Origin of the sequence: Rhizomicrobium sp. (assembly GCA_037200045.1) — a bacterium.
Lineage (GTDB): Bacteria > Pseudomonadota > Alphaproteobacteria > Micropepsales > Micropepsaceae > Rhizomicrobium.
Genome location: JBBCHM010000001.1, coordinates 2,821,430 through 2,843,839, shown reverse-complemented (window position 1 = coordinate 2,843,839; position 22,410 = coordinate 2,821,430). Strand labels below are relative to the sequence as shown.

The following is a 22,410-nucleotide window of genomic DNA, read 5'->3' as shown; positions in this document are numbered from 1 at the left end:
GTCGGGATGCGTCTAGTGCTCTTCAGGGTTAGGCTTGGCGACATCGGTCACGAGCCCAATGTGGGTGAAGCCTGCGGCGGAAAGAAGGCCCATCACTTCCATCACGCGGCCGTAATCGACCGCCTTGTCGCCGCGCACGAAGATGCGCTGGTCGTAGCCATTGGCGGCGATGGCGGTGAGCTTGGCGACCAGTTCGTCCTCCGCGATGGGCGTGTTCTGCAGGAAGACGCGGCCGTCGCGCTTGACGGTGACCGACAGCGGCTCGCGGTCCTGGCCGAGCGTCTGGGCGCGGGTCTTGGGCAGATCGACCGGCACGCCGACCGTGAGCAAGGGCGCGGTCACCATGAAGACGATCAGCAGCACCAGCATCACGTCGACGAAGGGCGTGACGTTGATCTCGGCCATGGCGCGCCGCCGCCCGCGGCGTCCGCCCTTCGCGCGCGCCTGCAGCGTGGCCGCCATCAGGGCCGCGCCTTCTCGTCGAGCTGGCGCGACAGGATGGCGGAAAACTCGTCGGCGAAGGCGTCGAGCCGCGTCGAATAGCGGCCGATCTCGTTGACGAAGCGGTTATAAAAAATGACCGCCGGAATGGCGGCGAAGAGACCCATCGCGGTGGCGAACAACGCCTCGGCGATGCCCGGCGCGACGACGGCGAGCGTGGTGTTGTGCTGGGCGGCGATCGCGGTGAACGAATTCATGATGCCCCACACCGTGCCGAACAATCCGATGAAGGGCGCGGTGGAACCGACGGTGGCGAGGAAGCCGAGCTGGCGCTCCAGCCCGTCGGTCTCGCGCAGGATGGTGACGCTCATCGCCTTGTCGATGCGGTCCTTGATGCCGGGGACCAGCGCCTCGCGCGGCGCGCCGCCCTCGAAGGCGCGGCGCCATTCGCGCAGCGCCGCGACGAAGGTCACCGCGAGGGGATGATCGGCCTTGGGCGCGAATTGCTGGTAGAGCTCGTCGAGCGACTGGCCGGACCAGAAATTCTTCTCGAACTTGGTGGCGCGGCGCTTCAGCGTGCCGAAGGCGAGCCATTTGTTGACGATGATCGTCCATGACCACAGCGAGGCGATCAACAGGATCACCATCACCGTCTTGACGATCGGATCGGCGCGCAGGAACACCGAGACCACCGACAACCCGCCCGGCGTGTCGAAGCTGGTGCCGCCCGCCGGCGCGATATCGACATTGGTCGGCGCGGCGAGATCGTGGGTCTCCGCCGGGGCGCCGGTCGGCGCCGCGTCCGGCGCGCCTTGCGCGAAAGCTGGCGCCGCGAACATCAGCGTCAGGGCCGCGAGCGCCGCGAGGGCCGTGCGGTGAAAGCTCATGCCGAATCCTCTTCCTTCCGGGCGCACCGAGACGAATCCCCTCTCATCCTCGCAAACCTGCAAAGGTCATTCAAAGGTGGCCGAATTTGGGCCCCAAAGGTTAAACGCCTGTTTCCAAAAGGTAAGGAAGCAGTCTCTCGCGGACCGACGACGGAAGCCTACGCGGTTTTCCGGCGAGCGTCATCATGCAGGCCTCGACCTTGCCATGGACCAGCAGCGTGTCGCCGCAGACGATCTTCTGGTCCGCCCGCATGCGCGCGCCGGTCAGGCTCGAGCAGACGCTGTGCACTTCGATCTGGTCCTCGAGCCGGGCCGGGCGGTGGAATTCCAGGCTGGCATGGCGCAGCGTCCAGGCCGTCGGCTCCTCGTTTTCGAGCGCCGCCAGCGCGATGCCGGCGAGGCGGAAGAATTCGGTGCGGCCGCGCTCCATGAAGCGCAGATAATTGGCGTGATAGACGACGCCGGAGAGGTCGGTGTCCTCGTAATAGACGCGCAGCGGCAGGATGTGCGTCTTGCCCTCGAAACGGCCGAGGCCGGCAGGCTCGTCAGGCATCGTCGTCGTCGCTTATCGGCAGCGTCATCTGCTGAGGATCGCGCGGCGGCGCGGCCAAGCCAAGATGACCGTAGGACGCGCCCGTCAGCATGCGCCCGCGCGGCGTGCGCTGCACGAAACCCTGCTGCAGCAGGAACGGTTCGACCACCTCTTCCAGCGCGTCGCGCGATTCGCCCAGCGCCGCGGCGATGGTCTCGATCCCGACCGGCCCGCCGCCGAAGGCCTCGGCGAGCAGCTTCAGATAGCGCCGGTCGAAGGCGTCGAGGCCTTTGCCGTCGACCTCCAGGCGGTTCAGCGCGGCGTCGGCGATGGCCGCGTCCACCGTCTTGTGGCCGGCGACGGCGGCGACGTCGCGCACCCGCTTGAGGAGGCGCCCGGCGATGCGCGGCGTGCCGCGCGCCCGTCCCGCGATCTCGCGCGCGCCGTCGGGCGTCAGCGACAGGCCGAGCACGCGCGCCCCGCGCTCGACGATGGCGAAGAGTTCCTCCGCCGAATAGAAATTGAGCCGCACCGGAATGCCGAAGCGGTCGCGCAACGGCGTGGTGATGAGGCCGGAGCGCGTCGTGGCGCCGACCAGGGTGAACGGATTGAGCGTGATCTTGACCGAGCGCGCCGACGGGCCCTCGCCGATCACCAGGTCGAGCTCGTAATCCTCCATCGCCGGATAGAGGATTTCCTCGACCCCGGGCGACAGCCGGTGGATCTCGTCGATGAAGAGCACGTCGCGCGGCTCCAGATTGGTCAGGATCGCCGCGAGATCGCCGGCCTTGGCCAGCACCGGCCCCGAGGTCGAGCGGAAGTTCACGCCCAATTCGCGCGCCACGATCTGGGCCAGCGTGGTCTTGCCGAGGCCGGGCGGGCCGGAGAACAGGACATGGTCCAGCGCCTCGCCGCGCGCCTTGGCGGCCTGGATGAAGATCGAAAGGTTCTCCCGCGCCTGCGCCTGCCCGACGAACTCCGCGAGCCGCTTGGGCCGCAGCGAGGATTCGAGCGAGTCTTCCTCGGAACGCTCCGGCGTCACGAGGCGGTCGGGCGCGGATTTCGGTTTCGCGGCCATCACGCTTCCCACGGATTGACGACGGCGAGGCCATCGAAGCGGAAATGCTTCACGTTGCGTGTGACGAATGCAAAACCATGGACCAAGGCGGTCGCGGCCAACTGCGCGTCCGCGGTTTGCGCCTTCGGATAGGCGGCCCTGAGATAACCCCATTGCCGGGCCACGAGATCGTCCAGCACGACAATCTGGCCCGCGAAACGGCGCTCGATATCGGCGATCCAGGAATTGAATTTTCGCTGCTCTGCGACATCGGCGAGGCGCGCCGAACCGTAATGCAGTTCCCCCAGCGTGATCGCGCTTACGAAAAGCCTCGCGGGGTCCTGGTATCTGAACCAGGTGACCACCGACGGATCCGGACGCGGCCTGACACCCTCCGAAAGAACACAAGTGTCGATCAGATACATCAGAAAACTTTTTTCGGCTTGTCACGCGGACGGGGCGGGACCTTGAAGCCGGGTATCTTGGGCGCGGAAAGCCACCAGTCGACCAACGTCATCGGCTTCCGTTTGCTTCTGCGCGTCTCCTTGATCAACCGCACTTCGAATTTCGGCTTGCCGCGATAGGTGATGATCTGCGGCGCGGTCTCGGCCTCGCGGAGGAATTCGGAGAATCGCGCCTTGGCGTCCTGCACCGGCCATCCCTTGTCCATGTCCGCCTCCTGACTAGTCTGACTAGTCAGATAGTAGCTCACCGTCCCATCGCCCGCAAACTTTCGCGGATCAGCGCGTCCACCGGCGCGGCCTGTCCCAGATCGTTCGCGGCGCGCGCGACGGATTCCGCCGCCACGCCTTGGCTGTAGCCGAGCTTGACCAAGGCGGCGACCGCGTCGGCCTCGGGCCCGCGCGGCGCGATCGCGGCGACATGCCCGCCTTCCTCGCCATGACCGCGCAGCATCATCGCCGGGGCCTTGTCCTTGAGCTCGGTCACGATGCGCAGCGCCAGTTTCGGCCCCACGCCCTGCGCCTTGCCGATCATCGACTTGTCCGACAGCGCCAGCGCGCGTTCGAGTTCGCGCGACGACAGCGCCGAGAGCACGTTCAGCGCCACGCGCGCGCCGACATTCTGCACGGTCTGCAACAGGCGGAACCATTCGCGCTCCTCCGCGGAATGAAATCCGTAGAGCCGGATCGCGTCGTCCGACACCTTGGTCTCGATCATCAGCGCGGCGTGCGCGCCGGCCGACAGTTTCGCCAGCGTCGCGGATGGGCACTGCACCAGATAGCCGACGCCGCCGACATCGAGGATGCAGTGATCCTCCGCCACGCTGTCGACGATCCCTGTCAGCTTTCCGATCATGAAAGTTCTCCGATCGGCGCGCGCGCTAACGGCGAACCGGCTTCCACTTCGCCGGCGCGCGCTTGCGCCACCAGTATCCGCGCCCGGGTTCCGGCGAGGTGGGCATGGGCGATGGCGCAGGCGAGCGCGTCGGCGGCATCGGCCTGTTCGACGCGGCAGGTCGGCAGCAGCCGCTTCACCATCGCCTGGACCTGTTCCTTCTGGGCATGGCCGACCCCGACGACGGATTTCTTGATGTGGTTGGGCGCGTATTCGGCGATCTCCAGCCCGGCCTGCGCCGCGGCGAGCAGCGCCACCGCGCGGGCATGGCCGATCTTGAGCGCCGCCGACGGATCCTTGGCGACGAAGGCCTGCTCCACCGCGATCGCCGCCGGCCGTTGCGCCGCGATCACTTCCGACAGCGCGCGATGCAGCGCCAGCAGCCGCCCGCCGAGGCCTTCGCTCGCACGGGTGACGATCACGCCATGCGCGATGTGGTCGAGCCGCGAGCCCGTCACCGCGATCACGCCCCAGCCCATCCGGGCAAGCCCCGGATCGAGTCCAAGAATGCGAATCGGCGCGGTCATCGCAGCTTTGTACTCTTTATGTTCGACCGCGCGCCAGCGCTCAGAACAGGGCGTTGAACGCCTGGACCGCGGCGGCGGGGCCGGCGGGATGGTCCCACACGCCGCTCGACACCGCGAGGAAGTCGGCGCCGGCTTCGATCAGCGGCGCCGCGTTCTCCACCGTGATGCCGCCGATGGCGACGCACGGCACCACCATCATCTCGCCCCACCAGCGCAAGGTTTCGATCTCGGCGCGCGCCTTCGCCTCCTTGGTCGCGGTCGGAAAGAACGCGCCGAAGGCGACATAGTCCGCACCGGCCTCCGCCGCCTCCATCGCGAGATGCCTAGAGTCGTGGCAGGTCACGCCGACGATGGCGTTCTTGCCCACGATGAGGCGCGCCTCGGCATAGCTCGCATCCTCCTGGCCGATGTGCACACCGTCGCAGCCGAGCGCGCGCGCGAGGTCCGGCCGGTCGTTGAGGATGAACGCCACGTCGCGCTTCTGCGCGATGGGCATGAGGATTTCCGTGGCGCGGCGGATTTCGTCATCCGCCACGTCCTTCAGGCGAAGCTGCAACGAGGCGACATCGCCGGCGTCCAGAGCGCGCTTCAGCGTCTCGGCGAAAGCCTTCGCCTCCAGCCTCGGCGGCGTGATGAGATAGAGCCGGCAGCGTTCGGTCATCGGGGTCGGATGAGCATACAGAGCAAAAAATTTCTACGATCTTCGGCCGGAGCGCCGCCATCAAACACGACGGTTGCCGTGACAGCCAGTTCGATCGCTTGAAGGGCATCCGACTTTGTAAACCGGACCTGCGGATCGTAGTCGGCAAGATGGCGAGACTTCTGGAGCTCGACGAAATTCCGAGCGACTATCTTTATGCTTCCATGAAACCGCGTTGAGCCCAAGGCTTCCGCGTATTTTTGCGGTAGCTGATCCTTCGAGGCGAGTTCGCAAATTCTGCGGATTTCCGAATGTTCGAATGCTCTGTACAATTGGCGGTAGGCGACGGAATTTCTCGCCCTCCTCGATGTTCCGATGAGATCGTCGGCCGCAGCCTTCAGGAATGAATGAAACACACTGTAGTAGGAGGCGGAAATCGCCCTGCGCAATGCGGTCTGGCTCGGTTTTCCGCTTCTGGTTCGAATTATCGCTTTCGCGTGAAAAATAAGCGCGCGAGAATCCATCCGGTCAAGCCGCCAAGTCTTTGGCTTCCTCGGCCGTCAAAAAGCGAAGATGTGGTGACCGTTCCTCCCCGGATTTCCGTAAATCGGACAAAATGCGCGCTTGAACCTCGGAGAGCTTCTCGCCTCTCAGGCGAATAGACCCCTTGCCTTGGAAAATAATTGCGATCCCGAGGTCAGACGGAAAAGTCAGCCCCTTCCTGTTGACTTCTACACGGTCAATCTTCGCCTTGGGCAATACCTCTCGAACCGTCGTAGTCACGATTTCGGCGATCTTGGATCGCGATAGGGGCTGAACGTCATCCATGGCGAACCATACCACGCAGAAGCCGATTATGCTGCTTTTTTCTCCTCGGCCGCCGTCCATTTGCCGAGCGCGGCCAGGCTGTTCATCCGGGCGCGGTGCAGGAACGCGGCCTGCGCCGCCGCGACGTTTTCCTTTTTGCCCGACCACGCCTTCTGCGGCGCGGCCTGCAGCGCGCGGCCGTAGGAGAAGGTCAGCGCCCAGGGCAGCTTGTGCCGCGCGTTCATCGCCGAAAGATGCGCCGTCGCGTCCTCGTCCGACTGGCCGCCGGAGAGGAAGGCGACGCCCGGCACCGCGGTCGGCACGCAGCGCTTGAGCACCTCGATCGTGCGGTCGGCGACCTCGTCCACGCTCGCCTGCTTGGCGGACTTGATGCCCGGCACGATCATGTTCGGCTTCAGCACGATGCCTTCGAGCGCGACGTTCGCGTAATAGAGCTGCTGGAAGACCTCCTTCAGCACCCATTCGGTCACCGACGCGCAGGTGTCGATGTCGTTGTCGTAGTCCATCAGGACTTCCGGCTCGACGATCGGCACGATGCCGTTCTCCTGCGCCAGCGCCGCGTAACGCGCGAGCGCCTGCGCGTTGGCGGCGACGGAATTGTAGGTCACCTTCGTCGGATTATAGGTCGCGCGCCATTTCGCGAAGCGGGCGCCGAGCTTGTGGTATTCGACGAAGCGCTCGCGCAGCCCGTCGAGCCCCTCGGTGATCGTCTGGTCGGGATCGAGCGCCATCGGCTTGGCGCCGGCATCGACCTTGATGCCCGGCACCGCGCCCGACGTCTCGATCAATTCGACCAGCGGCGTGCCGTTGCCGTCGGCGGATTTCTGGCGGATCGTCTCGTCGAACAGGATGACGCCGCCGATATAGTTCTTCATCGCCGCGTCGGTGCGGAACAGAAGCTCGCGATAGTCGCGCCGGTTCTCCTCGATATTGGCCACGCCGATCTTGTCGAAGCGCTTCTTGATGGTGGAGGTGCTCTCGTCCGCGGCCAGGATGCCCTTGCCGCCGCCCGTCATCTTGATCGCGATCGCGTTCAGTCCCGCGAGATCCATGCAACACCCCCAATTGCGCCCGGTTTCGGGCGTTCAGCCTTTGCCCAGGGCCGCCACGCCGGGCAGATCCTGTCCTTCGAGCCATTCTAGAAAAGCGCCGCCCGCTGTCGAGACATAGGTGAAGTCGTCGGCCACCCCTGCGGCATTCAGCGCCGCCACCGTGTCGCCGCCGCCCGCGACCGAGAGCAGGTCGCCGGCCGTCGTCGCGTCCGCCACCATGCGCGCCGCCGCCTTGGTTCCGACGTCGAACGGCCGGGTCTCGAAGGCGCCGAGCGGGCCGTTCCACACCAGCGTGCGGGTTCCCGCGAGGCGCTTGCCGAACGCGTCCAGGCTCTTGGGCCCGACGTCCAGGATGATGTCGGTCTTGCCGACGTCATGGATGTCGACGGTGCGATGCGGCGCGTCGGCCTTGAACTCCTGCGCCACGACGACGTCGACGGGCAGCATCACGGCGCAGCCGCTGTCGGCCGCGAGGCGCACGACGCGCAGCGCGGTCTCGACATGGTCGCGCTCGACCAGCGACTTGCCGACCTCCAGGCCCTCGGCGGCGAGAAAGGTGTTGGCCATCGCGCCGCCGATCACCAACGCGTCCACGCGCTTCACGAGATTCTCCAGCAGCGCGATCTTGGTCGACACCTTGGCGCCGCCGATCACCGCCATCACCGGCCGCGCCGGATCGCCCAGCGCCTTGTCCAGATGCTTGAGCTCCTGCTCCATCGAGCGGCCGGCCGCGTGCGGCAGCAGATGCGCCAGCGCCTCCGTCGTGGCATGGGCGCGATGGGCGGCGGAGAACGCGTCGTTGACGTAGATGTCGCCCAGGCTCGCGATCTGTTTGGCGAAATCGATGTCGTTCTTCTCTTCGCCGGCATGGAAGCGCGTGTTCTCCAGCAGGAGAACGTCGCCGTCCTTCAGCTTCGCCACGGCGGACTTCGCCACCTCGCCGATGCAGTCCTCCGCGAAGGCGACCGGCTTGCCGACGGCCTGGGCCAGCGGCGCCGCGACCGGCTTCAGCGACATCGACGGCACGATTTTGCCCTTGGGCCGGTCGAAATGGGAAAGCACGATCACGCGCGCGCCCTTGTCGGCGAGTTCGCGGATGGTCGGCGCCTGGCGCTCGATGCGCGAGGCATCGGTGACATGGCCGTCCTTCATCGGCACGTTCAGGTCGGCGCGCACCAGCACGCGCTTGCCGCGGACATCGAGGTCGTCGAGGGTTTTGAAGGAAGGCATGTCACTCCATCCCACCCTCCCCTTGAGGGAGGGTCGATAAAATTCGGAGCGGTGAGTAGCAACCGCGTACGAACAAGAATTTTTCGGGGAGGGGTCGCGCTCCACGACCGGACCCCTCCCCGAAATTTGCTTCGCAAATTTCGACCCTCCCTCAAGGGGAGGGTAGTGTCTTCTAAATCAGCTTCCCCATCACCACCGCGATGTCGGCCATGCGGTTGGAGAAGCCCCATTCGTTGTCGTACCAGGCCAGGACGCCGGCGAGATTGCCGCCGATCACCTTGGTCTCGGGCAGCGCCACCGAGGCCGACGCCGGATTGTGGTTGAAATCGCTGGAGACCAGCGGCGCCTCGACGATGTCGAGGATGCCCTTGAGCGATCCGGCGGAAGCGGCCTTCATCGCGGCGTTGATTTCCTCCACCGTGGTGTCGCGCTTGGCGACGATCTTGAGATCGACCAGCGACACGTTCGGCGTCGGCACGCGCACGGAAATGCCGTCGAGCTTGCCCTTGAGCTCCGGCAGGACCAGGCCGATCGCCTTGGCGGCGCCGGTCGAGGTCGGGATCTGCGACAGCGCGGCGGCGCGGGCGCGATAGAGATCCTTGTGCAGCGTATCCAGCGTCGGCTGGTCGCCGGTGTAGGAATGGATCGTGGTCATGAAGCCCTTCTCGATCCCGATCGTGTCGTTCAGGACCTTGGCCACCGGCGCCAGGCAGTTCGTCGTGCACGAGCCGTTCGAGACGACGATGTGATCCTTGGTCAGCTTCTCATGGTTGACGCCATAGACGACCGTCAGGTCGGCGCCGTCGGCCGGCGCGGAAACCAGCACCCGCTTGGCGCCCGCCTTCAAATGCGCCGAGGCCTTGTCCTTGGTGGTGAAGAGGCCGGTGCATTCCAGCGCGATGTCGACGTCCAGCGCCTTGTGCGGCAGCTCGGCCGGGTCGCGATGCGCGGTGATCTTCACCTTGTGGCCGGCCGCGATGATGTAATCGCCGTCGACCGTCACATTGGCGGGGAAGCGCCCATGCACCGAATCGTAGCGCAGCAGATGCGCGTTGGTCTCGACCGGACCGAGGTCGTTCGCCGCGACGACTTCGATGTCGCGCCGCCCGCTTTCCACGATGGCGCGGAACACCAGGCGCCCGATGCGGCCGAAGCCATTGATTGCGACACGGATGGCCATTCTCTCTTCTCCCAACAGACTTGTGCCGCCCCAACCCCGGGGAGGCCGATCAATGCCTTGCCTTCAGCGCCTCTTTCGCCGCCGCCGCGACGGCGTCCGGCGTGAGGCCGAAATGCTTGTACACGTCTTTATAGGGCCCGCTGGCGCCGAAACCATGCATTCCGACAAACCGGCCATGCGGCCCGATATAGCGGTCCCAGCCCTCGCGCACGCCGGCCTCGACCGCGATCCTCACCGTATGCTTGCCGAGCACGGCGTCGCGCTCCGCCTCGGATTGCTGTTCGAACAGGCTCCAGGCCGGCAGCGACACGACGCGCGCCGCGATCCCATCCTTGCCCAACAAGTCTTGCGCCTGGATCGCCAGGCTCACTTCCGATCCCGTCGCCAGCAGAGTCACTTTCGCGCCCTCGGCGCCCGCGATCTCGTAGGCGCCTTTCGCCGTCAAATTCTCTCCGATGCTCGCGGCGGAGCGGAGCGTCGGCACGTCCTGGCGCGAGAAGACCAGAAGGCTCGGGCCGGTTGTATGATTCAGCGCAATGTCCCACGCCTCGACCGTTTCCACCGCGTCGGCGGGGCGGATGACGAGAAGATTGGGAATCGCGCGCAACGCCGCCAGGTGCTCGACCGGCTGGTGCGTCGGCCCATCCTCGCCCACGCCGATGGAATCGTGTGTCATCACGAAGACGACGCGGATGCCCATCAGCGCCGCGAGCCGGATCGACGGGCGGCAATAATCGGAGAACACGAGGAAGGTGCCGCCATAGGGGATGATCCCGCCATGCAGCGCCATGCCGTTCATCGCCGCCGCCATGCCGTGCTCGCGGATGCCGTAATGGACATAGCGGCCGGCGTAGTCGCCCGGCTTGATCTCGGTGATGTTCTTGGTCTTGGTGTTGTTGGACGGCGTCAGGTCCGCCGAGCCGCCGACCGTGGTCGTCAGCACGCCGTTGACGACTTCGAGCACCTTCTCCGAGGTGCGCCGCGTGCCGGCATTGGGCTTCTCCGCCGCGAGCTTGGCCTTCAATTCGCCGAGCGCCTTGCCGAGTTCGGCCGGGATCGCGCCGCTCATCGTCGCGTCGAATTCGCCCGCCTTGTCGGATGTCGCCTTGCGCGCGGTCCACGCCTCGCGCGCGGCCTTGCCCTTGGTGCCGATCTTGCGCCAAGCGTCCAGCACGCCGTCCTCCAGCGCGAAGGCCTCGCCCGGCAGGCCGAGCGCCTTCTTGGCGCCGGCGATCTCCTCGGCGCCGGGCGCGTCGGAATGGGCCTTCTGCGTGCCGGCGCGGGTGGGAAAGCCGAAGCCGATGATCGTCTTGCAGGCGATCAGGACCGGTGTCTCGCTCGCCTGCGCGTCGGTGAGGGCGCGGAACACTTCCTGGGCGTTGTGGCCGTCGCAGAGCGTGGTCCGCCACCCGGCCGCCTCGAAGCGCTCGATCATGTTGCCGGTCTCGGACAGCGACAGCGCTCCGTCGATCGTGATGTTGTTGTCGTCCCACAGGACGACCAGGTTCTTGAGCCTCAGATGCCCCGCCAGATGGATCGCCTCGTGGCTGATGCCCTCCATCAGATCGCCGTCGCTGGCGATGACATAGGTCTTGTGGCCGACCAGCGCGTCGCCGAAGCGGGCGTTGAGGATGCGCTCGGCCAGCGCCATGCCGACCGCGTTGGCGATGCCCTGGCCGAGCGGGCCGGTGGTGGTCTCGATACCTGGGATGTGGCCGTGCTCGGGATGGCCGGCGCAGGGGCTGTCGACCTGGCGGAAGCGCTTGATGTTCTCCAGCGTGATCCCCGGATAGCCGGTCAGCCAGAGCAGGGAATAAAGCAGCATCGAGCCATGGCCGCCGGAGAGCACGAAACGGTCGCGGTCCGGCCAGGCCGGATCGGCGGGGTCGTATTTCAGGAAGCGGGAAAACAGGACGGTGGCCACGTCGGCCATGCCCAGGGGCAGGCCCGGATGGCCGGATTTGGCCTGTTCCACCGCGTCCATGGCGAGGCCGCGGATGGCGTTGGCGAGGCGCCTGGTCTCGGCCTGCTCCGGCGGAGCCTTGTCCTGGTCCATGTAAACTTCTCCGCAACGGGACTTGGCCTTAGCGAGGCTGCTCGGTCCCCGTCAAGGGCGCTCCGCTGCGCCCGCGAAGGCGCGCCTTCCGACAACTTTCCACGGGCCCAAACGCTGCCCCGGAACTTGCGCCTTTTGCGCGTTGCCGCACGCGGCGCACAAGCCTAAGGTCCCGCCCGACCTGCAAGATGACTCGCGAAGATGAAGAGGCCCGCATGACGAGGCTCGAAACCGCGCAGCAGCGCTTCGAAGCGACGCTCGGCATATTGGAAGCCAAGGCGGCGCAGATTCCGGCGCTCAGGGCCTCCGCCGCCGATCTGCGCGCCAAGGTCGCCGAACTCGGCGAGGAGCGCGAGCGCCTGCTGGCGCGCATCGCCGAGCTGGAAGAAGAGAACCGCGCCCTGGCCGGCCTCACCGAGGAAGTCGAGGACCGCCTCGACGGCGCGATCGGCGAGATCCGCAGCGCGCTCGGCCGCTGAAGGAGACGTCCATGCCTCTGGTCAATGTCATGGTGAATGCCCGCGCCTACACCATCGCCTGCGACGACGGCGAGGAAGATCATCTGCGCGACCTGGCGGGCCATGTCGACGCCAAGGTGAAGGAACTGCTCGCCAGCGTCGGCCAGGTGGGCGAGACCCGCCTGCTCCTGATGGCGGCGCTGCTGATCGCCGACGAGCACCACGAGGCGACGGCGCAGCTGCATCTGCGCAACGAGGAACTCGCCGGGCTTCGCGGCACGCAGGACGATGTGAGCGGCCGGCTCGATCAGGCGGAAACCGCCGCCGCCGGCGCCTTCGAGGCGGCGAGCAAGCGGATGGAAGAGATCTCGGAAAAGCTGGGCGCGGCGTAGCGCGGAAACCCCGTTCGCGCCGCCGCCGTTTCATTCGCCTGTCGGCTGACCTATATTGGGGACGGACGGATACTGCTCCGCGCGTCAGGTTAGCGATGCCCAGGGGCCTTAATGGTACTCACCGGGAGCTGTCCCTGGCCAGGATCGTGGTCTTGGTCATATGGCGCCCACCTGCACTTGCAGGCCCGTGAGGATCCAAACACCAACGGCGATAGCGGTTCCGTCCACTTTCATTTCGAGAGCGGTGCCACTCCCACCCTCCCCTTGAGGGAGGGTAAGCTCCGATCGATGTCCAAACCCGCCCTCCGCGCCGCCGCCCGCCGCCATCGCGCGACGCTGACGCGCGCCGACTATGCCGACGCCATCGCGCGCTTCGCGGGCGATCTCGATCTCGCGTCGGGCGCCGTCGTCGCCGGCTATTTCCCGTTCCGCGACGAGGCCGATCCGCGCGCGCTGATGGCGGCGCTGGCCGCGAAGGGCCATGGCCTCGCTTTGCCCTCGGTCGAGCCGGACCGGCCGCTCACCTTCCGCGCCTGGAAGACGGGCGATGCGATGCACGCCTCCGCCTATGGCATTCCCGAACCGCTCCCGGGCGCGCCCGAAGCGGTTCCCGCTCTCGTGCTGGTGCCGCTGCTGGCCTTCGACGCGGCGGGTCACCGTCTCGGCTATGGCGGCGGCTTCTACGATAGAACGCTGGCCGCGCTGAAAGGCGTCGCCGCCATCGGTATCGCCTATGCCGGCCAGGAAGTGCCCGCTTTGCCGCGCGAGGACCACGACCATCCGCTCGACGCGGTGATCACCGAGCTCGGACTGCGACGTTTCCCGCCCCGCGCCTGAAACCCGCGCCCTTCGCTTTTCGCGCCGCCTTTGTGATAAGGAGCGGCCATGCGTATCCTGTTCATCGGCGACATCATGGGAAAGCCCGGCCGCGACGTCGTCGCCGCGGAACTGCCCCGGCTTCGCGAGGCGCTCGGCCTCGATCTCGTCATCGCCAATGGCGAGAACGCGGCCGGCGGCTTCGGCCTCACCCAGGCCATCGCGCGCGAGTTCTTCGCGACCGGCATCGACGTGATCACCACCGGCAATCACTGGGCCGACCAGAAGGAGATCCTCTCCTTCATCGGCGACGAGGATCGCGTCCTGCGCCCGCTGAACTACCCCAAGGGCACGCCGGGGCGCGGCGCGAATCTCTACCAGACCCGCAAGGGCGAGCGCGTGTTGGTGATCAACGCGATGGGCCGGGTGTTCATGGACGCGCTGGACGATCCCTTCGCCGGCGTCGACGCCGAATTGTCGGCCTGCCCGCTCGGCGAAGCGGCGGACGCCATCGTGGTCGACATGCACGCCGAAGCGACGAGCGAAAAGATGGCGATGGGCCAGTTCTGCGACGGGCGCGCCAGCCTGGTGGTCGGCAGCCACAGCCATATCCCGACCGCCGACGCGCAGATCTTTCCCGGCGGCACCGCCTATCAGACCGACGCCGGCGCCTGCGCCGATTACGACAGCGTGATCGGGATGGAGAAATACCAGCCGGTGCAGCGTTTCGTGACCAAGATGTCGACCGGCCGCTTCACCCCGGCGACCGGCCCGGCAACGCTGTGCGCCGTGTTCGCGGAAACCAATGTGAAGGGCCTGGCGACACGCATCGAGCCGGTGCGGCTCGGCGGCCGGCTGAAGCCGGCGATGCCGGTGAGCTAAGGCACCGCAACAAACCGTGCTACGCTTCAATCGATGACGATATCGCTTGAAACGATCTTGGAAATCCTTCGCGCCAACGAGGCAGTGTTGCGGCCGCGTGGCGTGCGCCATGCCGCCATATTCGGCTCGATGGCTCGCGGGGACGCACGCGGCGACAGCGACGTAGATATTCTTGTCGAACTGGAAGACGGCAAACCGTCCGGCATTTTCGAATATGTGAGGCTTCGACTTGATGTCGGCGCGTTGCTCGGCCGCAGGGTCGATCTCGTGGAAGACAAGGCGCTCAAGCGAATGCGCGGCGAGGTGCTGCGGGACAAAGTGGATGCCTTTTAACGTCCTGAACCTGAAGTTCGCCAAATTCAAAACAGAAAAGGTGTCATGGCCCGCGAATGCGGGCCACCCAGTTGACATCTCCTCCGACGGTGCGGATTTCACCTGGGTCCGCCGCATTCGCGGCGGATGACACCGGGTGGTGCGAACTGCTGCCTCGGGACATTGGCGACGAACGCCTCGCGCGGCGATTGCTGGCAATATATGAAAACATCGCTTGAGCGGTTAACTGGATTCGTTCGGTTTGCGCCCAAATGCAATCATCGATGTAATTTTGGGTATTATCCGCGCCGCCATCGCGGTTGAAAGACGCGTGGCGCGGCACGATGCTCACCGCAACAGCCATCCTTGGAGGAATCCACACATGGAATATCGTCAATTGGGGCGTTCCGGCTTCAACGTCCCGGTTCTCAGCTTCGGCACCGGCACGTTCGGCGGCAAGGGCGAACTCTTCAAGGCCTGGGGCGGGTTGGACGATGCCGAGGCCACCCGTCTCGTCGATGTCTGCCTCGACCATGGCCTGACCATGTTCGACTCGGCCGACATTTACTCCGCCGGCGAATCCGAGAACGTGCTGGGCGCCGCGATCAAGGGCCGCCGCGACAAGGTCCTGATCTCCACCAAGGCGACGTTCCGCGCCGGCGAAGGGCCCAACGATCTCGGCTCCTCGCGCTTTCACCTGACGCGCGCCGTCGAGGGTTCGCTGAAGCGGCTCGGCACCGACCATATCGATCTCTTCCAACTGCACGGCTACGACGCCAAGACGCCGCCGGAAGAAGTGCTCTCGACGCTCGACACGCTGATCCGCGCCGGCAAGATCGGCTATATCGGCGTCTCCAATTTCTCCGGCTGGCACCTGATGAAGGCGCTGGCGGTGGCCGACAAATACGGCCTGCCGCGCTATGTCGCCAACCAGACATACTATTCGCTGATCGGCCGCGACTATGAGTGGGAGCTTCTGCCGCTCGGCCTCGACCAGGGCCTCGGCGCGGTGGTGTGGTCGCCGCTCGGCTGGGGCCGGCTCACCGGCAGGATCCGCCGCGGCCAGCCCTTGCCGGACACCAGCCGCCTGCACAAGACCGCCGAAATGGGCCCGCCGGTGCCTTACGAGCATGTCTACAAGGTGGTCGACGCGCTGGACATCGTGGCGAAGGAGGTCGGCAAGACCGTGCCGCAGGTGGCGCTGAACTGGCTGCTGCAGCGCCCGACCGTGTCGACCGTGGTGATCGGCGCGCGCAACGAGCAGCAGCTCAAGGACAATCTCGGCGCCATCGGCTGGAACCTGACGCCCGAGCAGGTGAAGGTGCTGGACGTGGCGAGCGCGGTCACGCCGCCCTATCCCTATTGGCACCAGAAGCAGTTCAAGGAACGCAACCCGTTCCCGACGCGGGTGTGAGTTTCCGCATCGTATTTTTCGAAGCTGCTTTCCCTCCACCGTCATTGCCCGGCTCGTCCGGGCAATCCATTTTCTTTCGAGAGGAAGATGGATCGCCCGCATGAAGCGGGCGATGACGGTTTAGGGGGTGATCCAGCCGCCCCTGGGTCTATGCCGCTTGCGCCAGCACAGCGTTGCCGGCATCGACGCCATCCAGCGTCGCGGCCACCGCGTGGACCACGCTGGCGATGCGGACCGCGGCCTGGACCTGCTCGGCGCTGACGCCGTGCTCGCGCAGGACCTTCTCATGGCTGTCGATGCACATGCCGCAGCCATTGATCGCCGACACCGCCAGCGACCACAACTCGAAGTCCGCCTTCTCGACGCCCGGCTTGGCCATCGCGTTCATCCGCAGGCGCGCCGGCATGGTCTTGTAGTCCGGCGCCGAGGCCAGATGCGTGAAGCGGTAATAGACGTTGTTCATCGCCATGATCGCGGCGGCGGCCTGCGCCGCGCCGAGCGCCTCGGGCGAGAGCTTCGGCGCGAACTCGGCGAGGATCGCCGCGGTGGTTTCGGCGTTGCGCGCCGCAATGGCCGAGACGATGAAGGCGCCGGCCTTCTGCTGCTCCGTCAGCACGCTCTCCGCCGCCAGCGACGACAGGTTGAGCTTGAGGTCCTTGGCATAGTCCGGCAGGCGGGATTTCAGATGTTCGAGAGACATTTCAATTTCCTTTGTTCGAAGCATGAAAGGCCCGCCTCCCCCGCGCGTGCGAAGCACGCTGGCGGGGGAGGTGCCCGTAGCCGCGTTGGCGGCGAAGGGCGGAGGGGGCCTTAATCAAGCCGCCTTCAGTACGTCATCGCCCTTCTGCCAGTTGCACGGGCAGAGCTCGTCGGTCTGCAGCGCGTCGAGCACGCGCAGCACTTCCTGCGGATTGCGCCCGACATCGAGGTCGGTGACGTAGACGAAGCGGATGACGCCTTCCGGATCGACGATGAAGGTGGCGCGCTGCGCGACGCCGGCCTTCTGGTCGATGATGCCCAGCGCCCCGGTCAGCTCGCGCTTGATGTCGGCCAGCATCGGGAAGGGCAGCGTCTTCAGGTCGGCATGGTTCTGCCGCCAGGCGAGATGGACGAACTCGCTGTCGACCGACACGCCATAGACCACCGCGTCGCGGTCGTTGAACTCGCCATTGAGCTTGCCGAAGGCGGCGATCTCGGTGGGGCAGACGAAAGTGAAGTCCTTCGGCCAGAAGAACACGATCTTCCACTTGCCGGCATCGCTCGCCTGGGTGAAGTCGGCAAAGGCGGTCTTGGGGTCGGTGGAAACGACGCCGGTGAGGGCAAAGTCGGGGAATTTGTCGCCGATACGCAGCATGGGAGGGCTCCTGAAGGGTTGAGGCTGTATTGCGAGTGAAACTTAGAACTATTCCATTCTGAGTCAAGGACCGGCCGTTGCGACAGGCTGCCACCGCTGTCGCCGGCCGCGCGCCGATTTGTTTGCGTCCCGGACGAAATCTGATATCTTGTTCCTGATTTGTTCAAAGGATCGATTGTGCGCATAGAAGGCGTCCCAGGACCGCATCGCGCAGCCTCCGAAGGGAGGTTGTCCTTGCTCTTTTGCCTTGGGAATCATTCGCTTAACGCAGCTTTGGACGATTGGAACGGCAAAATCGCATCGAAGGGGCCTTCGCCGGCCGTCCCGGAAACGATCTTGCGCGACAAACCCTTGAATACTTTGCCCGCCCCCGGCTATCTCACCCGCCGCACCCACGAGACAGCCATGGCCGGTCATTCCCAGTTCAAGAACATCATGTTCCGCAAGGGCAAGCAGGATAAGGAGCGCTCCAAGCTCTTCTCCAAGCTCAGCCGCGAGATCACCGTCGCCTCCAAATCGGGCCTGCCCGACCCCAACCACAATCCGCGCCTGCGCACCGCGATCATCGCCGCCAAGGCGGAGTCGATGCCCAAGGACAACATCGAACGCGCGATCAAGAAGGGCCAGGGCGGCGACGCCGAGAATTACGACGAGGTCCGCTACGAGGGCCGCGGCCCCGGCGGCGTGGCGCTGATCGTCGAGGCGCTGACCGACAATCGCAACCGCACCAGCGCCGACGTGCGCTCGACCTTCTCGAAGTTCGGTGGCGAGATGGTGGCGAACAACTCGGTCGCCTTCCTGTTCAACCATGTCGGCCAGATCGTCTATCCCAAGGACAAGGCCAGCGACGATGCGATGCTCGAACTCGCCATCGAGACCGGCGCCGACGAAGTCGTCTCCACCGACGAGGCACACGAATTCCTGACCAGCCTCGACCAGTTCATCGCCGTGCGCGACGCGCTGGAGGCCAAGCTGGGCGCGCCCTCCTCCGCCGGATTTGTCTGGCGCCCTCAGAACACGGTCGCGGTGAAGGACGAGGCGGGCGAGAGCCTGGTCAAGCTGATCGAAACGCTGGACGACCACGACGACGTGCAGAACGTTTACGGCAATTACGAATTGTCCGACGCGCTGATGGCGAAGCTTTCGTCGTAATTTCGGGACGGGTGACATCGGGCTCCTCGCCTGCTATCACCCGCGCGCTCTTTGTCAGTTTGAACCTGGGAACGCGCCCTAAACCGGCGCCGCATGCGACTATGGCCAAGATCACCGGCAACGAAATCTCGCCCGGCACGCTGATCGAATACGACGGCGGGCTGTGGGTCGCGGTCAAGACGGCGAAGGTCAAGCCCGGCAAGGGCGGCGCCTACAACCAGGTCGAACTGAAGCACATCATCCAGGGCACCAAGCTGAACCAGCGCTTCCGCTCCGACGAGGCGGTGGACGAGATCTATCTCGACAAGAAGGACTTCAACTTCCTGTATGCCGCCGGCGACATGCTGACCTTCATGGACGTGGAGACCTACGACCAGATCGAACTCCAGGCCGACTGGGTCGGCGACCAGGCCCAGTTCCTGGTGGACGGCATGAAGGTGATGCTGCAGCTCTATGAGGGCAAGCCGATCTCCATCAAGCTGCCGGCGCAAGTCACCCTTGAGGTCACCGAAGCCGATCCGGTGCTGCGGGGCGGCACCGCCGCGCCGTCCTATAAGAGCGCCAAGCTCGAAAACGGGATGACGGTCCAGGTGCCGCCCTTCATCGACGCCGGCACCAGGATCGTGGTCTCCACCGAAGACGGTTCCTACGTCAGGCGCGCCGAGTAATGCCCTATCTTTCCCCCGCCCTGAACGTCATGGTCGCCGCTGCGCGGAAGGTGGGCCGCGGGCTCATCCGCGACTATGGCGAGATCGAAAATCTTCAGGTGTCGATGAAGGGGCCGGCCGATTTCGTCTCCACCGCCGACAAGCGCACCGAGACCAAGCTGATCGAGGAGCTCACCAAGGCGCGCCCCGGCTACTGCTTTCTCACCGAGGAGACCGGCGTTATCGACGGGCCGGACAAGTCGCACCGCTTCATCATCGATCCGATCGACGGCACGACGAATTTCCTGCACGGCATCCCGCATTTCGCGATCTCGATCGGGCTGGAGCGCGACGGCGCGCTGGTGTCCGGCGTCATCTTCAATCCCGTCACCGACGAGATGTATGTCGCCGAGAAGGGCCATGGCGCCTATCTCAACGACAAGCGCCTGCGCGTCGCCGCGCGCAAGAAATTGAACGAGGTGATCCTGGCGACCGGCATCCCGTTCCTCGGCCGTCCCGGGCACGAAACCTTCGCGCACGAGCTGGCGGCGGTCATGGCGGTGACGGCTGGCGTGCGGCGCTTCGGCGCGGCGAGCCTGGATCTCGCTTATGTCGCGGCCGGCCGGTTCGACGGCTATTGGGAGCGCGGCATCAACGCCTGGGACGTGGCGGCCGGCATCCTGCTGGTCCGCGAGGCCGGTGGCGTGGTCACCGATCTCAATGGCGGGAGCGATTCGCTGAACGGCGGCCAGATCCTGGCCGCCAACGAATATCTGCACCCGTTGTTCCTCAAACTCCTCAAGGACGCGGGCCGCACGGCCAAAGGTTGAGGCGCGGGGCCGGGGCCATTATGGTCCGCACGCGAATAATGGGCTGAACCGGCGAATGAAACGCGCTTTCGCGCTCGGCGCGACGATTGTCCTCCTCTATACGGCGCCGGCGGCGAGCCAGGCGTATCCGGGCGAGGAAGTGACGGTGAACCCCGCTGCGCTCGGTCATGGCTATCTGCTCTATCCGGGCGGCAAGTACGGCCGCCAGGTCGGCAATCTTAGGCAACCGGGCGACAGGCCGGGGCCGATCCATCTGCACATGCCGGTAAAGCATCCCCATATCGCGCGGCGCGCCAAGGCCGCCGCGCCGCCGGTGGCGGTAGCTGGCGACGCCGGCTTGGCGACCTCGACGGACCAGTTCGCCAGCGCGCCGGACATGAACGGGGCCGCTCCAGCTCCAGCTCCAGTTCCCGCACCGACCCCGCCCAAGCGCGTGGCAAGGCAGACGCCGCCGCCGGCCGCAAGACCCGCCCCGGCACCGGCGACGTCGCCGCCCTCCTCCGCTTTCGACGCCGTGCCGGAAGACAGTGCGGCGCGGATCGGACCCTTGGCCGACGCCGGCCCGGCGCCAGCCAAACCGCGCCATGCCGCCAGCACGCCCCCCAAACCCGCCGCGGCCGAGCCCGACACCATCTTCACGGTAAGGCGAGTGGACGGGCCGCCGCCGCGCCGCACCGCCAGCGCAACACCGGCGCCCGCCAACACGACGGCGCCCGCGGGCGTGGCCGCCGGCCTGCGCAAACAAAGCTCGATTCCCTTCGCGCCCGGCGCGAGCAGCCCGGCCGGCCCGGACGTGAACGCGGTGCACACGCTCGCGACGGCGCTCAACGCGGCGCTCAATTCCGGCGCCCAGCATGTTCAGCTCAACGCCTATGGCGGGCCGCGCGGCGACAAGTCGTCGGACGCGCACCGGCTTGCGCTCAAGCGCGCCCTGGTGATCCGCGAATTGCTGATCGAAGACGGCGTGCCGGCGGAGAAGATCGACGTGCGCGCGCTGGGCGGCGCCGACGACAACGGACCGGCCGACCGGGTCGACGTCTTCGTCCAGGCCTAGGCGGGGTTCACATCGAGCCGGATATCGCGCGCCTCGCGGCCGAACGCGGTCAGGATCGCGATGGCGATGGCCGCGGCCACCGCCACGCCGAACAGCGCGAGCGAATAGTTCTCGCCATGGCTGTCCGCGATTCGGGTCTGCAGCACCAGATTGTAGGACGCGATGAAATTGCCGAGCTGGTAGACCGTGCCAGGGAACGTGCCGCGCGCGTCGGCCGGCGACAATTCGTTCAAATGCGCCGGGATCACGCCCCAGGCGCCCTGCACGAAGAACTGCATCAGGAAAGCGCCCAAGGCGAGCATCCCGGCGGTCTCGGAATAGGCCCATATCCAGGCAACCGGAATGGACAGCAGCGAGGCGACGATGATCGTGCGCCGGCGCCCGAAGCTCTGGCTCCACAATCCGAACGTCCAGCCGCCGAGGATCGCGCCGATATTGTAGAGGATCGCGATATTGCCGGTCGTATGCGTGTCGAATTTGTGCTGCACCTGCAGGAAGGTCGGATAGGCGTCTTGCGTGCCGTGGCTGTAGAAGTTGAACGCGGTCATCAGAACGATGGCGTAGAGCGCGAGCTTCCAGTGCTTGGCAAGAACGCTGAGCACCGTTCCGGTCCGCGCATGGTCGCGCGACCAGCCGGGCGATTCCGGCACATGGCGGCGGATGTAGAGGATCAGGAGCGCGGGAATGATCCCGACCAGGAACATGCCGCGCCAATGCAGCACATCGTAGAAATTGCGATAGACGATGCTCGCCAGTAGGTATCCCGTCGGATAGCCCGATTGCAGCAGGCCCGAAACGAGGCCCCGCGCTTCCGGCTTGACCGTCTCCATGGTGAGCGACGCACCGGTGCCCCACTCGCCGCCCATCGCGATGCCGAACAGCGCGCGGATGACGAGGAAGACGATGAGGTTGGGCGAGAAGGCGGTCGCGAAGCCGAGCACCGAATAGAGCGCGACATCGGCCATCAGCACGGGGCGCCGCCCGAAGCGATCGGCAAGCCGGCCGAAGAAGAAGGCGCCGAGCGGGCGCAGCGCGAGCGTCAGCGTCGTCGCCCAGGCGATGTCCGCCTTGCCGGCGCCGAACTCGGCCGCCACATCCTTGATGACGAAGACCATGAGGAAGAAATCGAACGCATCCAGCGTCCAGCCGAGATAGCTCGCGGCGACGACGTGCTTCTGGGTCGAGGTCCAGCCCTTCAGTGCATCCAATGCCATCTCTGCGTATCCCGGTCGTTCCCGCCGGGATCATATTGCACGAGATTCGGGGCTTGCGCCTGTTCCGTGACGTGTCGCCATGCGGCCCGCCAACCGGCG

At 66.0% G+C, this 22,410-nt stretch carries 28 protein-coding genes and 1 other RNA gene; 11 read left to right on the top strand and 18 right to left on the bottom strand.

Annotated elements, in window-relative coordinates; translation table 11 throughout:
- Nucleotides 1-12: 12 nt before the first annotated feature.
- From tolR to tkt, 14 genes are all read right to left on the bottom strand, one after another.
- Entirely contained in the window at nucleotides 13-462 is a 450-nt protein-coding gene (gene tolR, locus WDM86_13980) for a protein TolR (protein MEI9991141.1), read from the bottom strand.
- Entirely contained in the window at nucleotides 462-1,328 is an 867-nt protein-coding gene (gene tolQ / locus WDM86_13975) for a protein TolQ (GenBank protein MEI9991140.1), read from the bottom strand. The genes tolR and tolQ overlap by 1 nt, the downstream gene beginning before the upstream one ends.
- Nucleotides 1,329-1,428: 100 nt before the next feature.
- The gene (locus WDM86_13970) at nucleotides 1,429-1,881 is read right to left on the bottom strand and encodes a YbgC/FadM family acyl-CoA thioesterase (GenBank protein ID MEI9991139.1); all 453 of its coding nucleotides are present in this window, start codon (nucleotides 1,879-1,881) and stop codon (nucleotides 1,429-1,431) included.
- Nucleotides 1,874-2,938 (bottom strand): Holliday junction branch migration DNA helicase RuvB, encoded by a 1,065-nt coding sequence (ruvB, locus tag WDM86_13965; GenBank protein ID MEI9991138.1) that lies wholly within the window; start codon nucleotides 2,936-2,938, stop codon nucleotides 1,874-1,876. Before ruvB ends, WDM86_13970 begins: the two co-directional genes overlap by 8 nt.
- Nucleotides 2,938-3,342, bottom strand: a complete 405-nt coding sequence (locus WDM86_13960; GenBank protein MEI9991137.1) for a type II toxin-antitoxin system VapC family toxin — start codon at nucleotides 3,340-3,342, stop codon at nucleotides 2,938-2,940. The genes ruvB and WDM86_13960 overlap by 1 nt, the downstream gene beginning before the upstream one ends.
- Complete coding sequence (locus WDM86_13955; protein MEI9991136.1) at nucleotides 3,342-3,587, bottom strand: type II toxin-antitoxin system Phd/YefM family antitoxin; 246 nt, start codon at nucleotides 3,585-3,587, stop codon at nucleotides 3,342-3,344. The genes WDM86_13960 and WDM86_13955 overlap by 1 nt, the downstream gene beginning before the upstream one ends.
- Before the next feature lie 38 nt (nucleotides 3,588-3,625).
- A complete protein-coding gene (gene ruvA / locus WDM86_13950; protein MEI9991135.1) occupies nucleotides 3,626-4,234 on the bottom strand; it encodes a Holliday junction branch migration protein RuvA in 609 nt (202 codons plus the stop codon).
- On the bottom strand, nucleotides 4,231-4,800 hold the full coding sequence (gene ruvC, locus WDM86_13945; GenBank protein MEI9991134.1) for a crossover junction endodeoxyribonuclease RuvC: 570 nt from the start codon (nucleotides 4,798-4,800) through the stop codon (nucleotides 4,231-4,233). Before ruvC ends, ruvA begins: the two co-directional genes overlap by 4 nt.
- Nucleotides 4,801-4,840: 40 nt before the next feature.
- Entirely contained in the window at nucleotides 4,841-5,461 is a 621-nt protein-coding gene (gene thiE, locus WDM86_13940) for a thiamine phosphate synthase (GenBank protein ID MEI9991133.1), read from the bottom strand.
- Between the two features lie 507 nt (nucleotides 5,462-5,968).
- On the bottom strand, nucleotides 5,969-6,268 hold the full coding sequence (locus WDM86_13935) for a hypothetical protein (GenBank protein ID MEI9991132.1): 300 nt from the start codon (nucleotides 6,266-6,268) through the stop codon (nucleotides 5,969-5,971).
- A gap of 26 nt (nucleotides 6,269-6,294) precedes the next feature.
- A complete protein-coding gene (locus tag WDM86_13930; protein ID MEI9991131.1) occupies nucleotides 6,295-7,320 on the bottom strand; it encodes a class I fructose-bisphosphate aldolase in 1,026 nt (341 codons plus the stop codon).
- A gap of 33 nt (nucleotides 7,321-7,353) precedes the next feature.
- A complete protein-coding gene (locus tag WDM86_13925; protein MEI9991130.1) occupies nucleotides 7,354-8,550 on the bottom strand; it encodes a phosphoglycerate kinase in 1,197 nt (398 codons plus the stop codon).
- A gap of 172 nt (nucleotides 8,551-8,722) precedes the next feature.
- A complete protein-coding gene (gene gap / locus WDM86_13920; GenBank protein ID MEI9991129.1) occupies nucleotides 8,723-9,730 on the bottom strand; it encodes a type I glyceraldehyde-3-phosphate dehydrogenase in 1,008 nt (335 codons plus the stop codon).
- Nucleotides 9,731-9,779: 49 nt separating this feature from the next.
- A complete protein-coding gene (gene tkt / locus WDM86_13915) occupies nucleotides 9,780-11,786 on the bottom strand; it encodes a transketolase (protein ID MEI9991128.1) in 2,007 nt (668 codons plus the stop codon).
- A 215-nt stretch (nucleotides 11,787-12,001) separates the two neighbouring features.
- On the opposite strand from tkt, the gene WDM86_13910 reads away from it, so the two are divergent.
- The 6 genes from WDM86_13910 to WDM86_13885 all read left to right on the top strand — a co-directional run bounded on the left by WDM86_13910 (nucleotide 12,002) and on the right by WDM86_13885 (nucleotide 14,667).
- Nucleotides 12,002-12,265, top strand: a complete 264-nt coding sequence (locus WDM86_13910; GenBank protein ID MEI9991127.1) for a DUF4164 family protein — start codon at nucleotides 12,002-12,004, stop codon at nucleotides 12,263-12,265.
- Between the two features lie 11 nt (nucleotides 12,266-12,276).
- Nucleotides 12,277-12,636, top strand: coding sequence for a cell division protein ZapA (gene zapA / locus WDM86_13905; protein ID MEI9991126.1), 360 nt, complete (start codon nucleotides 12,277-12,279; stop codon nucleotides 12,634-12,636).
- Nucleotides 12,637-12,702: 66 nt separating this feature from the next.
- A non-coding RNA gene (gene ssrS / locus WDM86_13900) (6S RNA) lies at nucleotides 12,703-12,860 on the top strand.
- 64 nt (nucleotides 12,861-12,924) lie between these two features.
- Nucleotides 12,925-13,473 (top strand): 5-formyltetrahydrofolate cyclo-ligase, encoded by a 549-nt coding sequence (locus WDM86_13895; protein ID MEI9991125.1) that lies wholly within the window; start codon nucleotides 12,925-12,927, stop codon nucleotides 13,471-13,473.
- A gap of 48 nt (nucleotides 13,474-13,521) precedes the next feature.
- Entirely contained in the window at nucleotides 13,522-14,334 is an 813-nt protein-coding gene (locus WDM86_13890; GenBank protein MEI9991124.1) for a TIGR00282 family metallophosphoesterase, read from the top strand.
- 33 nt (nucleotides 14,335-14,367) lie between these two features.
- Nucleotides 14,368-14,667, top strand: coding sequence for a nucleotidyltransferase domain-containing protein (locus WDM86_13885; GenBank protein MEI9991123.1), 300 nt, complete (start codon nucleotides 14,368-14,370; stop codon nucleotides 14,665-14,667).
- Between the two features lie 43 nt (nucleotides 14,668-14,710).
- Here the strand turns inward: WDM86_13885 and WDM86_13880 are convergent, their stop codons facing one another.
- Entirely contained in the window at nucleotides 14,711-14,998 is a 288-nt protein-coding gene (locus WDM86_13880) for a hypothetical protein (GenBank protein MEI9991122.1), read from the bottom strand.
- Between the two features lie 30 nt (nucleotides 14,999-15,028).
- Between WDM86_13880 and WDM86_13875 the strand changes: the two genes are divergently transcribed.
- A complete protein-coding gene (locus WDM86_13875) occupies nucleotides 15,029-16,060 on the top strand; it encodes an aldo/keto reductase (GenBank protein ID MEI9991121.1) in 1,032 nt (343 codons plus the stop codon).
- A 148-nt stretch (nucleotides 16,061-16,208) separates the two neighbouring features.
- On the opposite strand, the gene WDM86_13870 is transcribed toward WDM86_13875, so the two are convergent.
- Both WDM86_13870 and WDM86_13865 read right to left on the bottom strand, forming a co-directional pair.
- Nucleotides 16,209-16,760, bottom strand: a complete 552-nt coding sequence (locus tag WDM86_13870; GenBank protein MEI9991120.1) for a carboxymuconolactone decarboxylase family protein — start codon at nucleotides 16,758-16,760, stop codon at nucleotides 16,209-16,211.
- A gap of 114 nt (nucleotides 16,761-16,874) precedes the next feature.
- Nucleotides 16,875-17,414 carry a peroxiredoxin gene (locus WDM86_13865; protein ID MEI9991119.1) on the bottom strand — a complete coding sequence of 180 codons (540 nt, stop codon included), beginning with the start codon at nucleotides 17,412-17,414 and terminating at the stop codon, nucleotides 16,875-16,877.
- Between the two features lie 405 nt (nucleotides 17,415-17,819).
- On the opposite strand from WDM86_13865, the gene WDM86_13860 reads away from it, so the two are divergent.
- The 4 genes from WDM86_13860 to WDM86_13845 all read left to right on the top strand — a co-directional run bounded on the left by WDM86_13860 (nucleotide 17,820) and on the right by WDM86_13845 (nucleotide 21,097).
- On the top strand, nucleotides 17,820-18,566 hold the full coding sequence (locus WDM86_13860) for a YebC/PmpR family DNA-binding transcriptional regulator (protein MEI9991118.1): 747 nt from the start codon (nucleotides 17,820-17,822) through the stop codon (nucleotides 18,564-18,566).
- 101 nt (nucleotides 18,567-18,667) lie between these two features.
- A complete protein-coding gene (gene efp / locus WDM86_13855) occupies nucleotides 18,668-19,234 on the top strand; it encodes an elongation factor P (GenBank protein MEI9991117.1) in 567 nt (188 codons plus the stop codon).
- Complete coding sequence (locus WDM86_13850) at nucleotides 19,234-20,043, top strand: inositol monophosphatase family protein (protein MEI9991116.1); 810 nt, start codon at nucleotides 19,234-19,236, stop codon at nucleotides 20,041-20,043. Before efp ends, WDM86_13850 begins: the two co-directional genes overlap by 1 nt.
- Before the next feature lie 55 nt (nucleotides 20,044-20,098).
- Nucleotides 20,099-21,097, top strand: coding sequence for a hypothetical protein (locus tag WDM86_13845; GenBank protein ID MEI9991115.1), 999 nt, complete (start codon nucleotides 20,099-20,101; stop codon nucleotides 21,095-21,097).
- Here the strand turns inward: WDM86_13845 and WDM86_13840 are convergent.
- On the bottom strand, nucleotides 21,094-22,311 hold the full coding sequence (locus WDM86_13840; protein ID MEI9991114.1) for an MFS transporter: 1,218 nt from the start codon (nucleotides 22,309-22,311) through the stop codon (nucleotides 21,094-21,096). The two genes, WDM86_13845 and WDM86_13840, sit on opposite strands and share 4 nt — an antisense overlap.
- Between the last annotated feature and the right edge of the window lie 99 nt (nucleotides 22,312-22,410).

Bases quoted from the DNA above. Each gene is read 5' to 3' on its own strand.
- tolR (MEI9991141.1), bottom strand. From the start codon at position 462: ATGGCGGCCACGCTGCAGGCGCGCGCGAAGGGCGGACGCCGCGGGCGG.
- tolQ (MEI9991140.1), bottom strand. From the start codon at position 1,328: ATGAGCTTTCACCGCACGGCCCTCGCGGCGCTCGCGGCCCTGACGCTG.
- WDM86_13970 (MEI9991139.1), bottom strand. From the start codon at position 1,881: ATGCCTGACGAGCCTGCCGGCCTCGGCCGTTTCGAGGGCAAGACGCAC.
- ruvB (MEI9991138.1), bottom strand. From the start codon at position 2,938: ATGGCCGCGAAACCGAAATCCGCGCCCGACCGCCTCGTGACGCCGGAG.
- WDM86_13960 (MEI9991137.1), bottom strand. From the start codon at position 3,342: ATGTATCTGATCGACACTTGTGTTCTTTCGGAGGGTGTCAGGCCGCGT.
- WDM86_13955 (MEI9991136.1), bottom strand. From the start codon at position 3,587: ATGGACAAGGGATGGCCGGTGCAGGACGCCAAGGCGCGATTCTCCGAA.
- ruvA (MEI9991135.1), bottom strand. From the start codon at position 4,234: ATGATCGGAAAGCTGACAGGGATCGTCGACAGCGTGGCGGAGGATCAC.
- ruvC (MEI9991134.1), bottom strand. From the start codon at position 4,800: ATGACCGCGCCGATTCGCATTCTTGGACTCGATCCGGGGCTTGCCCGG.
- thiE (MEI9991133.1), bottom strand. From the start codon at position 5,461: ATGACCGAACGCTGCCGGCTCTATCTCATCACGCCGCCGAGGCTGGAG.
- WDM86_13935 (MEI9991132.1), bottom strand. From the start codon at position 6,268: ATGGATGACGTTCAGCCCCTATCGCGATCCAAGATCGCCGAAATCGTG.
- WDM86_13930 (MEI9991131.1), bottom strand. From the start codon at position 7,320: ATGGATCTCGCGGGACTGAACGCGATCGCGATCAAGATGACGGGCGGC.
- WDM86_13925 (MEI9991130.1), bottom strand. From the start codon at position 8,550: ATGCCTTCCTTCAAAACCCTCGACGACCTCGATGTCCGCGGCAAGCGC.
- gap (MEI9991129.1), bottom strand. From the start codon at position 9,730: ATGGCCATCCGTGTCGCAATCAATGGCTTCGGCCGCATCGGGCGCCTG.
- tkt (MEI9991128.1), bottom strand. From the start codon at position 11,786: ATGGACCAGGACAAGGCTCCGCCGGAGCAGGCCGAGACCAGGCGCCTC.
- WDM86_13910 (MEI9991127.1), top strand. From the start codon at position 12,002: ATGACGAGGCTCGAAACCGCGCAGCAGCGCTTCGAAGCGACGCTCGGC.
- zapA (MEI9991126.1), top strand. From the start codon at position 12,277: ATGCCTCTGGTCAATGTCATGGTGAATGCCCGCGCCTACACCATCGCC.
- WDM86_13895 (MEI9991125.1), top strand. From the start codon at position 12,925: ATGTCCAAACCCGCCCTCCGCGCCGCCGCCCGCCGCCATCGCGCGACG.
- WDM86_13890 (MEI9991124.1), top strand. From the start codon at position 13,522: ATGCGTATCCTGTTCATCGGCGACATCATGGGAAAGCCCGGCCGCGAC.
- WDM86_13885 (MEI9991123.1), top strand. From the start codon at position 14,368: ATGACGATATCGCTTGAAACGATCTTGGAAATCCTTCGCGCCAACGAG.
- WDM86_13875 (MEI9991121.1), top strand. From the start codon at position 15,029: ATGGAATATCGTCAATTGGGGCGTTCCGGCTTCAACGTCCCGGTTCTC.
- WDM86_13870 (MEI9991120.1), bottom strand. From the start codon at position 16,760: ATGTCTCTCGAACATCTGAAATCCCGCCTGCCGGACTATGCCAAGGAC.
- WDM86_13865 (MEI9991119.1), bottom strand. From the start codon at position 17,414: ATGCTGCGTATCGGCGACAAATTCCCCGACTTTGCCCTCACCGGCGTC.
- WDM86_13860 (MEI9991118.1), top strand. From the start codon at position 17,820: ATGGCCGGTCATTCCCAGTTCAAGAACATCATGTTCCGCAAGGGCAAG.
- efp (MEI9991117.1), top strand. From the start codon at position 18,668: ATGGCCAAGATCACCGGCAACGAAATCTCGCCCGGCACGCTGATCGAA.
- WDM86_13850 (MEI9991116.1), top strand. From the start codon at position 19,234: ATGCCCTATCTTTCCCCCGCCCTGAACGTCATGGTCGCCGCTGCGCGG.
- WDM86_13845 (MEI9991115.1), top strand. From the start codon at position 20,099: ATGAAACGCGCTTTCGCGCTCGGCGCGACGATTGTCCTCCTCTATACG.
- WDM86_13840 (MEI9991114.1), bottom strand. From the start codon at position 22,311: ATGGCATTGGATGCACTGAAGGGCTGGACCTCGACCCAGAAGCACGTC.